The organism is Enterobacter cloacae complex sp. ECL72, from assembly GCF_019056635.1.
Classification (GTDB): Bacteria; Pseudomonadota; Gammaproteobacteria; order Enterobacterales; family Enterobacteriaceae; genus Enterobacter; species Enterobacter hormaechei_C.
Map to the genome: position 1 here is coordinate 404,397 of NZ_CP077659.1, position 15,470 is coordinate 419,866.

Sequence of the window (15,470 nt, forward strand, 5' to 3'; positions counted from 1 at the left end):
CGGTGGCAAAATCTGTACCCGCAATTTTTCTCGATCGTGACGGCACTATTAATGTGGATCACGGTTACGTCCATGAGATTGATGAGTTCGAGTTTATCGAGGGCGTAATAGATGCCATGCGCCAGTTGAAAGAGATGGGCTATGCGCTGGTGGTGGTGACTAACCAGTCCGGTATCGCCCGGGGTAAATTCACCGAAGCGCAATTCGAGACGCTGACGGAATGGATGGACTGGTCTCTGGCCGATCGTGGCGTCGATCTTGATGGCATCTATTATTGTCCGCATCACCCGCAGGGAAGTGTAGAGGCGTATCGTCAGACCTGTGATTGCCGTAAGCCACACCCGGGCATGTTTATCTCTGCACAGGAATTCCTGCACATTGATATGGCCGCATCTTATATGGTGGGCGATAAACTGGAAGATATGCAGGCAGCAGCGGCGGCAGGTGTAGGTACCAAGGTATTAGTGCGTACCGGTAAACCGGTCACCCCAGAAGCAGAAAATGCAGCCGACTGGGTGATAACTAGTCTGGCAGAACTGCCAAAAGAGATTAAAAAGCACCAAAAATAGGCGTTTTGGCGAAAAGGTGAGCGGTTGAAATAAAAATGCATTTTTCCGCTTGTCATTCCTCGGCGGCTCCCTATAATGCGCCTCCATCGACACGGCGGATGTGAATCACTTCACAGACAACCCGGTCGGTTGAAGAGAAAAAATCCTGAAATAACGGGTTGACTCTGAAAGAGGAAAGCGTAATATACGCCACCTCGCGACAGCGCGCTGAAGCGCGTCGCAACTGCTCTTTAACAATTTATCAGACAATCTGTGTGGGCACTCAAAGTGACATGGATTCTTAACGTCGCAAGACGAAAAATGAATACCAAGTCTCTGAGTGAACACGTAATTCATTACGAAGTTTAATTCACGAGCATCAAACTTAAATTGAAGAGTTTGATCATGGCTCAGATTGAACGCTGGCGGCAGGCCTAACACATGCAAGTCGAACGGTAACAGGAAGCAGCTTGCTGCTTCGCTGACGAGTGGCGGACGGGTGAGTAATGTCTGGGAAACTGCCTGATGGAGGGGGATAACTACTGGAAACGGTAGCTAATACCGCATAACGTCGCAAGACCAAAGAGGGGGACCTTCGGGCCTCTTGCCATCGGATGTGCCCAGATGGGATTAGCTAGTAGGTGGGGTAACGGCTCACCTAGGCGACGATCCCTAGCTGGTCTGAGAGGATGACCAGCCACACTGGAACTGAGACACGGTCCAGACTCCTACGGGAGGCAGCAGTGGGAATATTGCACAATGGGCGCAAGCCTGATGCAGCCATGCCGCGTGTATGAAGAAGGCCTTCGGGTTGTAAAGTACTTTCAGCGGGGAGGAAGGCGATAAGGTTAATAACCTTGTCGATTGACGTTACCCGCAGAAGAAGCACCGGCTAACTCCGTGCCAGCAGCCGCGGTAATACGGAGGGTGCAAGCGTTAATCGGAATTACTGGGCGTAAAGCGCACGCAGGCGGTCTGTCAAGTCGGATGTGAAATCCCCGGGCTCAACCTGGGAACTGCATTCGAAACTGGCAGGCTAGAGTCTTGTAGAGGGGTAGAATTCCGTGTAGCGGTGAAATGCGTAGAGATCTGGAGGAATACCGGTGGCGAAGGCGGCCCCTGGACAAAGACTGACGCTCAGGTGCGAAAGCGTGGGGAGCAAACAGGATTAGATACCTGGTAGTCCACGCCGTAAACGATGTCGACTTGGAGGTTGTGCCCTTGAGGCGTGGCTTCCGGAGCTAACGCGTTAAGTCGACCGCCTGGGAGTACGGCCGCAAGGTTAAAACTCAAATGAATTGACGGGGGCCCGCACAAGCGGTGGAGCATGTGGTTTAATTCGATGCAACGCGAAGAACCTTACCTACTCTTGACATCCAGAGAACTTAGCAGAGATGCTTTGGTGCCTTCGGGAACTCTGAGACAGGTGCTGCATGGCTGTCGTCAGCTCGTGTTGTGAAATGTTGGGTTAAGTCCCGCAACGAGCGCAACCCTTATCCTTTGTTGCCAGCGGTCCGGCCGGGAACTCAAAGGAGACTGCCAGTGATAAACTGGAGGAAGGTGGGGATGACGTCAAGTCATCATGGCCCTTACGAGTAGGGCTACACACGTGCTACAATGGCGCATACAAAGAGAAGCGACCTCGCGAGAGCAAGCGGACCTCATAAAGTGCGTCGTAGTCCGGATTGGAGTCTGCAACTCGACTCCATGAAGTCGGAATCGCTAGTAATCGTGGATCAGAATGCCACGGTGAATACGTTCCCGGGCCTTGTACACACCGCCCGTCACACCATGGGAGTGGGTTGCAAAAGAAGTAGGTAGCTTAACCTTCGGGAGGGCGCTTACCACTTTGTGATTCATGACTGGGGTGAAGTCGTAACAAGGTAACCGTAGGGGAACCTGCGGTTGGATCACCTCCTTACCTTAAAGAACCTGCCTTTGCAGTGCTCACACAGATTGTCTGATGAAAAACAGCAGTAAAAAACCTCTACAGGCTTGTAGCTCAGGTGGTTAGAGCGCACCCCTGATAAGGGTGAGGTCGGTGGTTCAAGTCCACTCAGGCCTACCAAATTTTTGCTGATGCTGCGTTGCGGCGACACTCACATACATAAGTATGCTTCGTGTCACCACACCTTGCCTCAACAAAAATTACCGGTACAGAGGTGACTACGATGGGGCTATAGCTCAGCTGGGAGAGCGCCTGCCTTGCACGCAGGAGGTCTGCGGTTCGATCCCGCATAGCTCCACCATCTTTTACTGCGAACACAAGAAAACTTCAGAGTGAACCTGAAAAGGTGCACTGCGAAGTTTTGCTCTTTAAAAATCTGGATCAAGCTGAAAATTGAAACGACACACAGCTCATGTGTGTTCGAGTCTCTCAAATTTTCGCAAGTCGGTGATGAATCGAAAGAAACATCTTCGGGTTGTGAGGTTAAGCGACTAAGCGTACACGGTGGATGCCCTGGCAGTCAGAGGCGATGAAGGACGTGCTAATCTGCGAAAAGCGCCGGCGAGGTGATATGAACCCTTGACCCGGCGATGTCCGAATGGGGAAACCCAGTGCAATCCGTTGCACTATCGTTAACTGAATACATAGGTTAACGAGGCGAACCGGGGGAACTGAAACATCTAAGTACCCCGAGGAAAAGAAATCAACCGAGATTCCCCCAGTAGCGGCGAGCGAACGGGGAGCAGCCCGGAGTCTGAATCAGCTTGTGTGTTAGTGGAACGGTCTGGAAAGTCCGACGGTACAGGGTGATAGTCCCGTACACGAAAGCACACTTGCTGTGAACTCGAAGAGTAGGGCGGGACACGTGGTATCCTGTCTGAATATGGGGGGACCATCCTCCAAGGCTAAATACTCCTGACTGACCGATAGTGAACCAGTACCGTGAGGGAAAGGCGAAAAGAACCCCGGCGAGGGAGTGAAAAAGAACCTGAAACCGTGTACGTACAAGCAGTGGGAGCCTCTTTATGGGGTGACTGCGTACCTTTGTATAATGGGTCAGCGACTTATATTCTGTAGCAAGGTTAACCGTATAGGGAGCCGAAGGAAACCGAGTCTTAACTGGGCGTTAAGTTGCAGGGTATAGACCCGAAACCCGGTGATCTAGCCATGGGCAGGTTGAAGGTTGGGTAACACTAACTGGAGGACCGAACCGACTAATGTTGAAAAATTAGCGGATGACCTGTGGCTGGGGGTGAAAGGCCAATCAAACCGGGAGATAGCTGGTTCTCCCGAAAGCTATTTAGGTAGCGCCTCGTGAACTCATCTTCGGGGTAGAGCACTGTTTCGGCTAGGGGCCATCCCGGCTTACCAACCCGATGCAAACTACGAATACCGAAGAATGTTATCACGGGAGACACACGGCGGGTGCTAACGTCCGTCGTGAAGAAAAACAGACCGCCAGCTAAGGTCCCAAAGTCATGGTTAAGTGGGAAACGATGTGGGAAGGCACAGACAGCCAGGATGTTGGCTTAGAAGCAGCCATCATTTAAAGAAAGCGTAATAGCTCACTGGTCGAGTCGGCCTGCGCGGAAGATGTAACGGGGCTAAACCATGCACCGAAGCTGCGGCAGCGACGCTTATGCGTTGTTGGGTAGGGAGCGTTCTGTAAGCCGTTGAAGGTGTGCTGTGAGGCATGCTGGAGGTATCAGAAGTGCGAATGCTGACATAAGTAACGATAAAGCGGGTGAAAAGCCCGCTCGCCGGAAGACCAAGGGTTCCTGTCCAACGTTAATCGGGGCAGGGTGAGTCGACCCCTAAGGCGAGGCCGAAAGGCGTAGTCGATGGGAAACAGGTTAATATTCCTGTACTTGGTGTTACTGCGAAGGGGACGGAGAAGGCTATGTCAGCCGGGCGACGGTTGTCCCGGTTTAAGCATGTAGGCGGAGGTTCGGTAAATCCGGTACCTTTTAACGCTGAGGTGTGATGACGAGGCACTACGGTGCTGAAGTGATAAATGCCCTGCTTCCAGGAAAAGCCTCTAAGCATCAGGTAACACGAAATCGTACCCCAAACCGACACAGGTGGTCAGGTAGAGAATACCAAGGCGCTTGAGAGAACTCGGGTGAAGGAACTAGGCAAAATGGTGCCGTAACTTCGGGAGAAGGCACGCTGATGTGTAGGTGAAGCCCCTGCGGGTGGAGCTGAAATCAGTCGAAGATACCAGCTGGCTGCAACTGTTTATTAAAAACACAGCACTGTGCAAACACGAAAGTGGACGTATACGGTGTGACGCCTGCCCGGTGCCGGAAGGTTAATTGATGGGGTTAGCGGCAACGCGAAGCTCTTGATCGAAGCCCCGGTAAACGGCGGCCGTAACTATAACGGTCCTAAGGTAGCGAAATTCCTTGTCGGGTAAGTTCCGACCTGCACGAATGGCGTAATGATGGCCAGGCTGTCTCCACCCGAGACTCAGTGAAATTGAACTCGCTGTGAAGATGCAGTGTACCCGCGGCAAGACGGAAAGACCCCGTGAACCTTTACTATAGCTTGACACTGAACACTGGTCCTTGATGTGTAGGATAGGTGGGAGGCTTTGAAGCGTGGACGCCAGTCTGCGTGGAGCCAACCTTGAAATACCACCCTTTAATGGCTGGTGTTCTAACGTAGACCCGTAATCCGGGTTGCGGACAGTGTCTGGTGGGTAGTTTGACTGGGGCGGTCTCCTCCCAAAGAGTAACGGAGGAGCACGAAGGTTGGCTAATCCTGGTCGGACATCAGGAGGTTAGTGCAATGGCATAAGCCAGCTTGACTGCGAGCGTGACGGCGCGAGCAGGTGCGAAAGCAGGTCATAGTGATCCGGTGGTTCTGAATGGAAGGGCCATCGCTCAACGGATAAAAGGTACTCCGGGGATAACAGGCTGATACCGCCCAAGAGTTCATATCGACGGCGGTGTTTGGCACCTCGATGTCGGCTCATCACATCCTGGGGCTGAAGTAGGTCCCAAGGGTATGGCTGTTCGCCATTTAAAGTGGTACGCGAGCTGGGTTTAGAACGTCGTGAGACAGTTCGGTCCCTATCTGCCGTGGGCGCTGGAGAATTGAGGGGGGCTGCTCCTAGTACGAGAGGACCGGAGTGGACGCATCACTGGTGTTCGGGTTGTCATGCCAATGGCACTGCCCGGTAGCTAAATGCGGAAGAGATAAGTGCTGAAAGCATCTAAGCACGAAACTTGCCCCGAGATGAGTTCTCCCTGAGACTTTAAGTCTCCTGAAGGAACGTTGAAGACGACGACGTTGATAGGTCGGGTGTGTAAGCGCAGCGATGCGTTGAGCTAACCGATACTAATGAACCGTGAGGCTTAACCTTACAACGCCGAAGCTGTTTTGGCGAAGAGACAGAAGATTTTCAGCCTGATACAGATTAACAGAATTTGCCTGGCGGCTGTAGCGCGGTGGTCCCACCTGACCCCATGCCGAACTCAGAAGTGAAACGCCGTAGCGCCGATGGTAGTGTGGGGTCTCCCCATGTGAGAGTAGGGAACTGCCAGGCATCAAATTAAGTAGTAAGCCGGTGCATTAATCCGGTGGTTACAGAAGTATTCGGTGGAGCGGTAGTTCAGTCGGTTAGAATACCTGCCTGTCACGCAGGGGGTCGCGGGTTCGAGTCCCGTCCGTTCCGCCACTTATTAAAAGCCCTGAGCTAACGCTCAGGGCTTTTTTCTTATCTGTCGTTTGATTGTTGCGAAATTAGCAAAAATCCTCTGCGGTTCACGATCTTTTTCGGCATAACAACTACAGCGATAATTCTCCTCAGTTTATGAACATAACGATTGAGGAATCATATGACTATCCCTGCACTGGGTCTGGGCACTTTCCGCCTGAAAGACGACGTTGTTATCGCATCTGTTAAAACCGCACTTGAGTTGGGCTATCGTGCTATTGATACGGCGCAGATTTATGATAACGAAGCTGCCGTAGGCCAGGCCATCGAAGAGAGTGGCGTACCGCGCGACGAACTTTTCATCACCACTAAAATCTGGATTGAGAATCTCGGCCAAGACAAGCTGATCCCAAGCCTGAAGGAAAGTCTGAAAAAGCTGCGTACTGACTATGTTGATCTGACGCTGATCCACTGGCCATCACCTGACGATGCCGTCTCTGTGGAGGAGTTCATGCAGGCGCTGCTGGAAGCGAAAGAGCAGGGCTTAACGCGTAAAATTGGCATCTCTAACTTCACCATCCCGTTGATGGAAAGGGCCATTGCCGCAGTGGGTAAAGAAAATATTGCCACCAACCAGATTGAACTCTCTCCTTACCTGCAAAACCACAAAGTCGTGGACTGGGCGAAACAGCATGGTATTCACATCACCTCGTACATGACGCTGGCATATGGTAAGGCGCTGAAAGATGAAGTGATTGCACGCATCGCTGAAAAACACAATGCGACAGCCGCACAGGTGATCCTGGCATGGGCGATGGGTGAGGGCTATGCCGTGATCCCGTCTTCAACCAAACGTGAAAACCTGGCAAGTAACCTGTTAGCGCGGGATCTCCAGCTTGATGATGAAGATAAAAACGCGATCGCTGCACTGGAATGCAACGATCGTCTGGTCAGCCCGGAAGGGTTAGCACCAGACTGGGATTAATAAAAGCCCTTCCTCTGTACCCTTAAACCCTCACACAGCTCCTCCGGGAGCTGTTTTTATATGTTCGCTAAGGAAGTCGATAAAAGCGCGTATGCGCGTACTTACCGCTCTGTCACTGTAATACACTGCGCTAAAAGGCATCTCTACAGGTAAGCGTTTGTCAGCCATCAGTTCTACAAGCTGACCCGCAGCTATTTCCTTATCAATCATATAGTCTGATAAACAGGCGATCCCATTTCCTTCAAGACAAAGCTGTTTCAGCGTTTCTCCGCTATTAGACGAAAGTCCGCAAGTGATCTCATGAAGTTGTCCGTCATGACAGGCCACGGGCCAGGTGTTCAGCGAGACAGGTTCCGTAAAGCCCAGGCACAGGTGCTGCTTCAGCTCCTCAACGGTCTCCGGTTTGCCATGCTCTGCAATATATTGCGGTGACGCGATAATTTTGCGGTAGCTGGTGAACAGTGGGCGAGCGCGTAAACTTGAATCCGTCAGGGTTCCCGCGCGGATCGCCACATCAACTTTACGCTCAATCAGGTTAATAAACGTCTCTGAAGAGACCAGGGACAGAGTCATCTCCGGATAACGTTCCCGGAATGGCTTGATTAACGGCATCAGAAAATGAAGCACGACCGGCGTCGCCGCATCAATGCGTAGCAATCCACGCGGAGTGCTACGCGACTCCATTATTTCCGTCTCAGCTGCCGCCATCTCCTGCAAAACGGATTGTACGCGGCGAAAATAACGTTCACCTTCTTCCGTCAGGCTGAGCTGCCGCGTTGTTCTGTTGAGCAGACTTACCCCGAGCTTCATCTCCAGCTTTTTCACCGAGCGGCTGATGGCGGAGTTCGCCTGCCCGAGCTGTTCGGCCGCACGGCTGAAGCTGCCGCTTTCAACAACGGCAACAAAGATAGTCAGTTCTTCCGATGTGGCTTTCATTATTGCATCATCCGCAAAATTCTATTGAGATTCTAACCATTTTTGTTATTTAAACACTGGCGCATACTGCCTGTCATCTTAATCCTGAAGAGACGGAGTATTTATGCCACTGGCGCTTCTTGCCCTGACGATCAGTGCCTTCGCAATTGGCACGACCGAATTTGTTATTGTAGGACTTGTTCCCACTATTGCTGAACAACTCGCCATTTCGCTGCCTTCTGCCGGGCTGCTGGTATCTATTTACGCGTTAGGCGTCGCTGTTGGGGCGCCTGTGCTGACCGCACTGACTGGACGCTTTCCACGTAAACAACTGTTAGTTGCCCTGATGGTGCTCTTCACCGCCGGCAATATTCTGGCGTGGCAGGCTCCGGACTACACTACCCTGGTCATTGCCCGTTTGCTGTCTGGCCTCGCGCACGGTGTCTTCTTCTCCATCGGTTCTACGATTGCAACCAGCCTGGTGCCAAAAGAGAAAGCGGCGTCAGCCATTGCGATTATGTTTGGCGGCTTAACCGTCGCGCTGGTCACCGGCGTACCGTTAGGAACGTTTATTGGGCAACATTTTGGCTGGCGAGAAACCTTCCTCGCGGTATCGCTGTTGGGCGTGATTGCTCTGGTAGCCAGCCTGCTGCTGGTGCCCTCCAGTATTCCGGGGCGCGCGAGCGCCAGCCTGAGCGATCAGGTTAAGGTTCTGACACACCCGCGCCTGCTGCTGATCTATGCCGTTACGGCTCTGGGTTATGGAGGTGTGTTCACTGCGTTCACTTTCCTTGCACCGATGATGCAGGAGCTGGCTGGTTTTTCTCCGGGCGCAGTGAGCTGGATTTTACTGGGCTACGGTATCTCCGTTGCAATCGGCAATATCTGGGGCGGCAAGCTTGCGGATAAGCATGGTGCGGTACCGGCGCTAAAATTTATCTTCGCCGCGCTGGTTGTCCTGCTGATGATTTTCCAGTTCACCGCGTCGATACAATACGCAGCGCTGGTAACTGTGTTGGTTATGGGAATATTCGCGTTTGGTAACGTACCGGGATTGCAGGTCTATGTTGTACAGAAAGCCGAACGCTATACGCCCAATGCGGTGGATGTCGCATCCGGCCTGAATATCGCCGCATTCAATATCGGTATCGCACTCGGATCGGTTATCGGCGGGCAGACGGTTGAACACGTTGGATTAACCCAAACGCCATGGATTGGTGCGGTAATTGTGCTTGTCGCTTTCCTGCTTATTAGTCTGAGTGGACGGCTTGATAAACCCGCTCGTATCGCGCTTGGATAAGTATCAGTAAGTGCTTGCTTACAAAACTGGAAAGCGGTTTCTCAGTAATTGCGTTGAAAGTGTGACCTAAAATCCCTATAACATTAGAACCAGTCCGTTTTCCGGGCTGGTTCATGTTACAGAGGTCGTTTCCAAAAGTGCGAAAAAATACCTATGCCATGCGTTATGTTGCCGGAATGCCCGCGGAGAGGATCTTGCCTCCGGGGTCGTTTGCGAGCCTGGGTCAGGCATTACCAGCGGGCACGCCATTAAGCAGTGACGAAAAAATTCGCGTACTGGTGTGGAACATCTTTAAACAACAGCGTGCGGAGTGGTTATCCGTACTTAAAAATTTTGGTAAAGATGCGCATCTGGTTCTGTTACAGGAGGCGCAAACCACGCCTGAGCTGGTCAGGTTTGCAACGACAAACTATCTTGCAGCCGATCAGGTGCCTGCCTTTGTTCTGCCACAGCATCCTTCTGGGGTGATGACCCTTTCAGCCGCACATCCGGTCTATTGCTGCCCGCTGCGTGAACGTGAGCCAATCCTGCGTCTGGCAAAATCGGCGCTGGTCACGGTCTATCCGTTGCCCGACACCCGTCTGCTGATGGTGGTAAACATTCATGCGGTGAACTTCAGCCTGGGTGTTGATGTGTACAGTAAGCAGTTACTACCCATTGGCGATCAGATTGCTCATCACAGTGGGCCGATCATTATGGCCGGGGACTTCAATGCCTGGAGCCGTCCACGTATGAACGCGTTGTACCGCTTCGCGCGTGAAATGTCGCTGCGTGAAGTTCGTTTTAACGATGACCAGCGCAAGAAAGCGTTTGGTCGTCCTCTCGATTTTGTCTTCTATCGGGGTTTAAGCGTGCACGACGCCTCCGTTCTGGTGACGCGCGCCTCCGATCATAATCCTCTACTAGTTGAATTCAGTCCCGGCAAACCTGATAAATAATGGTGCGTCAGGTCTGCCGTGGGGCAGGCCTGTGCGGGTGCTGCCCTTTATTTTTTAACCCATAAAAGGACAGCAACATGACAACAACACACTCCCATCATGACAACGTCGAAAAACAGTTTGGTTCTCAGGCAAGTGCCTACCTGAGCAGCGCCGTGCACGCCTCTGGCCGCGATCTGGTACGTCTCGGCGAACGGCTCGCCGCGTTTCCTGACGCGCACGTGCTGGACTTAGGCTGCGGGGCGGGGCACGCCAGTTTTACCGCCGCACAGCAGGTTGCTCAGGTGACGGCATATGACTTATCGAGCCAGATGCTGGATGTGGTTGCTGAAGCGGCGAAAGCGAAAGGGCTGAATAACGTCACGACGCGCCAGGGCTACGCTGAATCTTTACCCTTTGAGGATGCGTCGTTTGAGGTTGTGATTAGCCGTTACTCTGCACACCACTGGCATGATGTGGGGCAGGCATTACGGGAAGTGAAACGCGTGCTCAAACCGGGCGGAATCTTCATCATCATGGACGTGATGTCTCCCGGACATCCAGTACGAAATATCTGGCTCCAGACGGTTGAAGCGCTGCGTGATACCTCGCACGTGCAAAACTACTCCAGTGGAGAGTGGCTTACGTTTATCACCGAAGCCGGCTTGATTTCACGCTCATTGATAACCGACCGTTTGCCGCTGGAGTTCACATCATGGATTGCACGGATGCGCACACCCGAGGCATTGACTCAGGCGATCCGATTGTATCAGGAGAGCGCCTCTGCTGACGTGAAGGCGTACTTTGAACTGCATGATGATGGTTCGTTTACCAGCGACACCATTATGGCTGAAGCGCAAAAAGCGGGATAAATAAAAAAGGCACCGAGGGGAATCGGTGCCTTTTTAACAAGCGATCGTACTATCAGGAATCTGGCGTAGCGCTGTTTTTCACAAACAACGTCAGCTGGTCGCCAGGTTGCAGGTTGTCAGTATCGTTGTTCCAGCGCATCACATCTTTGATGTTTACGCCGTGACGCTTAGCAATACTGGACAGCGAGTCGCCTTTACGTACGCGATAGGTAATGCTATCGCTGTTTTTAGCGAGACGCTGTGCGCTGCTACCTGCACCTACGGACAGCGTTTGACCCACTTTCAGACCAGATCCGCGCAGATTATTCCACTGCTGGAGATCTTTCGCATTCACGCCAAGACGTGATGCAATACCTGAAAGCGTATCACCTGAACGCACCTTATAGCTGCGGCTGCTTACAGGCGACGTATCAGCGATCAGCGTGGACTGAACGGCTGCAATTTCACCCGAAGCTAAAGACTCTCGTAACTGTTCCGCATGTTTCTGCGGAACCATCACATAGCCAGGGCCACTAGCGCCCAGCGTGGAGCCTTTAACACCTGCATTAAAGGTTTTAAGCTTACTTACCGACATACCCGTCATATCTGCAACCTGTTGAATATCAACCGGGCTGCTGAGGCGGACACGCGCCAGTGCACGACTTTCGTCTGGTGTTGGCAGTTGTACACCGTAACGTTTGCTGTTCTTGATAATATCGCCCAGTGCCAGCATTTTCGGTACGTAAATCTTTGTTTCCTGTGGCAGTGAGAGCGACCAGAAGTCTGTGGATTTTCCACGCGCTTTATTCGCTTTCATTGCCTTCAGTACACGACCTTCACCACTGTTATACGCCGCGACGGTCAATAACCAGTCGCCGTCAAACATCTTGTTCAGACGTTGCATCATGTCGAGAGCGGCTGTCGTTGAAGCGACAACATCACGACGCGCATCGTAGTTGCGGGTCTGCTTTAAACCATAATTTCGCCCTGTGCTCGGAATGATCTGCCAGATGCCTGCTGCATTGGCGCCAGACGTCGCGTGCGGGTCAAAAGCGCTCTCCACTATGGGTAGTAGTACCAGTTCCATAGGCATGTTACGTTTCTTAACTTGCCCGGCTATCCAGTACATATACGGCTCTGCCCGTAATGTTACATCGTGGAGATAGCTCTTATTTCTCAAATACTTCTGTTTCTGTTCGCGAATCCGGCTGTTTTCCGGAATTCCCATCTTTAGCTCGTCGCCAATAGAGGCCCACAAGTCTTGTTCCTGCGCGAAGGATGTCCCATCGTCCAACCATCGCGCCTGACTCGTAAACTTCCCTGCTTCCCCTTGACCAGCCGCAGAAAGGCTCTGTGCGTGCTGTTGTACGTTGCTGCCGTTTTGTGACTGGCAACCTACAAGCAGGACAGAGGCGAGTAATATCGCTTTTGCCTTCATGTGTGTGTCAATAGTTGCTTAAAAGACGAGCGATGATAACGGCGAAATTTTGAAAAGGCAACCCGCAATTATCTGAAGTTATCTTTCTTTGACCTTAACCATGCAAATCGCGCTTCAGGTTGTAACAAATTTGTTTCTTGATTAATTTTATTAATTAAATCAACATCATCAGTTCTTAAAAATAAATTTATTTGTCGCTCATTTTTCAGAATTACGGGGAGTGTTTTTTGGTTTTTTGCACGTAACTCCTTCACTTTCTGGTAATAATCCTGAATCGCCCGATCCTCAGGCAGCACGCTTACAGCAAACTTCATATTCCCTAATGTATACTCATGTGCGCAACAAATTACGGTGTCGGCTGGCAGCGCATTAATTTTTTGTAAAGATTGATACATCTGTTCTGGCGTGCCTTCAAACAGCCTTCCACAGCCGCCAGAAAACAGCGTGTCGCCACAAAACAGATAAGGTTTGCTGTAGAAACAGAGATGACCGGAAGTGTGACCTGGCGTAGCAAATACGGAAAACTCCCACCCGAGGATGAGGATACTTTCGCCTTCTTCAACAACTTGCGTCGTACCCTTATCCTGTGTCTCTGCTGGTCCGTAGACGGGTAGATGGGGATAGCGTGCAAGGAGATCGGGAACACCGCCGACATGATCGTGATGGTGATGGGTAAGGAGGATCGCCTCCGGCTGCCAGCCGTTTTCTTTAATCGCGTGCAGGATCGGTGCGGATTCGCCTGGATCAACAATGATGCATCTGCGATCGTCGTCGACTAAAACCCAGATGTAATTGTCCTGAAAGGCGGAAATACTGATAAGATTCATGCATTACCTCTTATAGCGTGGCGGGTGTTTTGATGAAACCGGCAAGGATACCTCAGACTGTCGCACCACCGGAACGTTGGGCAGAGTTGCCCTGGGGTGAATATTATCGCGAGGCCTTAGAACTTCAGCTTAAACCCTGGCTCGCGAAAATGTATGGTTTTCACCTGCTTAAGATTGGCAATCTGAGCGCAGAAATCAATACCGAAAGCTGCGCTATCTCGCATCAGGTTAGCGTATCGCTTAATGGCTCCCCGGTTCAGGTGAAAGCGGATCCGCTGCATTTGCCGTTTGCGGAAAAATCCATTGATGCCTGTCTGCTCGCCCACACGCTGCCCTGGTGCAGCGATCCCCATCGTCTGCTGCGGGAAGCCGACCGCGTTTTGATTGATGACGGCTGGCTGATCCTGAGCGGTTTTAATCCGCTGAGTCTGATGGGGCTACGTAAAATGACGCCCGTTCTGCGTCGCACGCCGCCTTATAACAGCAGGATGTTTACCATGATGCGCCAGCTGGACTGGCTTTCACTGTTAAATTTCGAAGTGCTAAGCTACGGGGGTTTTCAGGTCATCCCCTGGACGCGTAAAGGCGGGGTCTTATTAAGCACCCATTTACCCGCGCTGGGCTGCATGCAATTTATTGTCGCGCGTAAGAGGACGATCCCCCTTACGCTCAACCCGATGAAGCAAAGCAAATCAAAAACGCGGATCCGCCAGACCGTGGGGGCCACGCGGCAGTACAAAAAACCGTGATCAGGATTCAGGTTGATAACCTGCATCCTCATGGGTCGGGTTGGATGCCGCCGCGCGAGCCAGCTCGTCACAGCGTTCGTTTTCAGGATGACCGGCGTGCCCCTTTACCCACTCCCATTTGATTTCGTGCTGACCGAGGGCGGCATCAAGACGCTTCCAGAGATCGACATTCTTGACGGGTTTTTTCTCTGCCGTTTTCCAGCCCCGCTTTTTCCAGTTGTGGATCCATTGGGTAATGCCCTGGCGGACATACTGGCTGTCGGTACTCAGCACCACGTCACAATGTTCTTTTAACGCTTCCAGCGCCACGATGGCCGCCATCAACTCCATGCGGTTGTTGGTGGTCAGGAAATAGCCTTCACTAAATGTTTTTTCATGCTGACGATAGCGCATAATGGCGCCATAGCCGCCGGGCCCTGGGTTACCGAGACAAGATCCATCGGTGAAAATTTCTACCTGTTTACGCATCTCTGGTAGACTTCCTGTATTTGAAACGTTCAGTAAAACGATAAGTCTGACATAAATGACCGCTATGAGCACTGCAATTACTCGCCAGATTGTTCTTGATACCGAAACCACCGGTATGAACCAGATTGGCGCCCACTACGAAGGGCACAAAATCATTGAGATTGGTGCCGTTGAAGTGGTGAACCGTCGCCTTACGGGCAACAACTTCCACGTTTACCTTAAACCCGATCGGCTGGTGGACCCGGAAGCGTTCGGCGTTCACGGAATTGCCGATGAGTTTTTGCTGGATAAGCCCACCTTTGCCGACGTCGCAGATGAATTTCTCGACTACATCAGAGGTGCGGAACTTGTCATTCATAACGCGTCGTTCGATATCGGCTTTATGGACTATGAGTTCAGCAAGCTCAACCGTGATATTCCGAAGACGAATACGTTCTGTAAAGTCACGGATAGCCTGGCGCTGGCAAGGAAGATGTTCCCCGGCAAGCGTAACAGCCTTGATGCCCTGTGCTCTCGCTATGAGATAGACAACACCAAGCGAACGCTGCACGGCGCATTGCTCGATGCCCAGATCCTGGCCGATGTCTACCTGACCATGACCGGCGGGCAAACGTCGATGAAATTCAGTATGGAAAATGAATCCCAGCAGACGCGGGATGAAGGGGGAATTCAGCGTATTGTGCGTCAGGCGAATCGCCTGCGGGTTGTTTTAGCCAGTGATGAAGAACTGATGAACCATGAATCTCGTCTCGATTTAGTGCAGAAGAAGGGCGGAAGCTGTCTGTGGCGCACGTGAAAATGTGCTGAAACGTTTGTTAAATCACCGTTTGGGTGAATTTTGCAGCAAACGATTCAAAACCTGA

Annotated in this window: 11 protein-coding genes, 3 tRNA genes and 3 rRNA genes; 13 read left to right on the forward strand and 4 right to left on the reverse strand. The window is 51.9% G+C overall.

From position 1 onward, the window contains the following. Positions 1 to 2: 2 nt before the first annotated feature. The 8 genes from gmhB (at position 3) to dkgB (ending at position 7,142) form a co-directional block, all read left to right on the forward strand. A complete protein-coding gene (gene gmhB, locus KTH07_RS01890) occupies positions 3 to 569 on the forward strand; it encodes a D-glycero-beta-D-manno-heptose 1,7-bisphosphate 7-phosphatase (protein ID WP_017383733.1) in 567 nt (188 codons plus the stop codon). A gap of 366 nt (positions 570 to 935) precedes the next feature. Beyond that, a 16S ribosomal RNA gene (locus KTH07_RS01895) occupies positions 936 to 2,469 on the forward strand. A gap of 70 nt (positions 2,470 to 2,539) precedes the next feature. After that, positions 2,540 to 2,616 (forward strand) — tRNA-Ile (locus KTH07_RS01900). Positions 2,617 to 2,721: 105 nt separating this feature from the next. Beyond that, positions 2,722 to 2,797: transfer RNA gene (locus KTH07_RS01905), tRNA-Ala, on the forward strand. Positions 2,798 to 2,977: 180 nt separating this feature from the next. Further along, positions 2,978 to 5,863 (forward strand): 23S ribosomal RNA (locus tag KTH07_RS01910). A 67-nt stretch (positions 5,864 to 5,930) separates the two neighbouring features. Beyond that, positions 5,931 to 6,046 (forward strand): 5S ribosomal RNA (gene rrf, locus KTH07_RS01915). The 16S, 23S and 5S rRNA genes sit together here with 3 tRNA genes alongside, the layout of an rRNA operon. A gap of 55 nt (positions 6,047 to 6,101) precedes the next feature. Further along, positions 6,102 to 6,178, forward strand: a tRNA-Asp gene (locus KTH07_RS01920). Positions 6,179 to 6,338: 160 nt separating this feature from the next. Then, entirely contained in the window at positions 6,339 to 7,142 is an 804-nt protein-coding gene (gene dkgB / locus KTH07_RS01925) for a 2,5-didehydrogluconate reductase DkgB (RefSeq protein WP_032620217.1), read from the forward strand. Between the two features lie 30 nt (positions 7,143 to 7,172). Here dkgB and yafC read toward each other — a convergent pair whose 3' ends face one another. Beyond that, positions 7,173 to 8,078, reverse strand: coding sequence for a DNA-binding transcriptional regulator YafC (yafC, locus tag KTH07_RS01930; protein ID WP_015571393.1), 906 nt, complete (start codon positions 8,076 to 8,078; stop codon positions 7,173 to 7,175). Between the two features lie 103 nt (positions 8,079 to 8,181). Here yafC and KTH07_RS01935 point away from each other — a divergent pair, with 103 nt between their 5' ends. The 3 genes from KTH07_RS01935 (at position 8,182) to KTH07_RS01945 (ending at position 11,146) form a co-directional block, all read left to right on the forward strand. After that, the gene (locus KTH07_RS01935; RefSeq protein ID WP_063162181.1) at positions 8,182 to 9,357 is read left to right on the forward strand and encodes an MFS transporter; all 1,176 of its coding nucleotides are present in this window, start codon (positions 8,182 to 8,184) and stop codon (positions 9,355 to 9,357) included. A gap of 137 nt (positions 9,358 to 9,494) precedes the next feature. Continuing rightward, positions 9,495 to 10,295: an endonuclease/exonuclease/phosphatase family protein gene (locus tag KTH07_RS01940; RefSeq protein ID WP_026080641.1), complete on the forward strand. Its 801-nt coding sequence runs from the start codon at positions 9,495 to 9,497 to the stop codon at positions 10,293 to 10,295. A gap of 77 nt (positions 10,296 to 10,372) precedes the next feature. After that, positions 10,373 to 11,146 carry a class I SAM-dependent methyltransferase gene (locus KTH07_RS01945; RefSeq protein ID WP_015571390.1) on the forward strand — a complete coding sequence of 258 codons (774 nt, stop codon included), beginning with the start codon at positions 10,373 to 10,375 and terminating at the stop codon, positions 11,144 to 11,146. Positions 11,147 to 11,198: 52 nt separating this feature from the next. On the opposite strand, the gene mltD is transcribed toward KTH07_RS01945, so the two are convergent. After that, the gene (mltD, locus tag KTH07_RS01950; protein WP_023303113.1) at positions 11,199 to 12,563 is read right to left on the reverse strand and encodes a murein transglycosylase D; all 1,365 of its coding nucleotides are present in this window, start codon (positions 12,561 to 12,563) and stop codon (positions 11,199 to 11,201) included. Positions 12,564 to 12,631: 68 nt separating this feature from the next. Then, positions 12,632 to 13,390 (reverse strand): hydroxyacylglutathione hydrolase, encoded by a 759-nt coding sequence (gene gloB, locus KTH07_RS01955; RefSeq protein WP_032620215.1) that lies wholly within the window; start codon positions 13,388 to 13,390, stop codon positions 12,632 to 12,634. 32 nt (positions 13,391 to 13,422) lie between these two features. Between gloB and KTH07_RS01960 the strand changes: the two genes are divergently transcribed. After that, positions 13,423 to 14,139: a class I SAM-dependent methyltransferase gene (locus KTH07_RS01960; RefSeq protein ID WP_032620212.1), complete on the forward strand. Its 717-nt coding sequence runs from the start codon at positions 13,423 to 13,425 to the stop codon at positions 14,137 to 14,139. Here the strand turns inward: KTH07_RS01960 and rnhA are convergent, their stop codons facing one another. Further along, positions 14,140 to 14,718: a ribonuclease HI gene (gene rnhA / locus KTH07_RS01965; protein ID WP_160840538.1), complete on the reverse strand. Its 579-nt coding sequence runs from the start codon at positions 14,716 to 14,718 to the stop codon at positions 14,140 to 14,142. Between rnhA and dnaQ the strand changes: the two genes are divergently transcribed. Beyond that, entirely contained in the window at positions 14,672 to 15,403 is a 732-nt protein-coding gene (dnaQ, locus tag KTH07_RS01970; protein ID WP_003863237.1) for a DNA polymerase III subunit epsilon, read from the forward strand. The two genes, rnhA and dnaQ, sit on opposite strands and share 47 nt — an antisense overlap. Positions 15,404 to 15,470 lie beyond the last annotated feature (67 nt).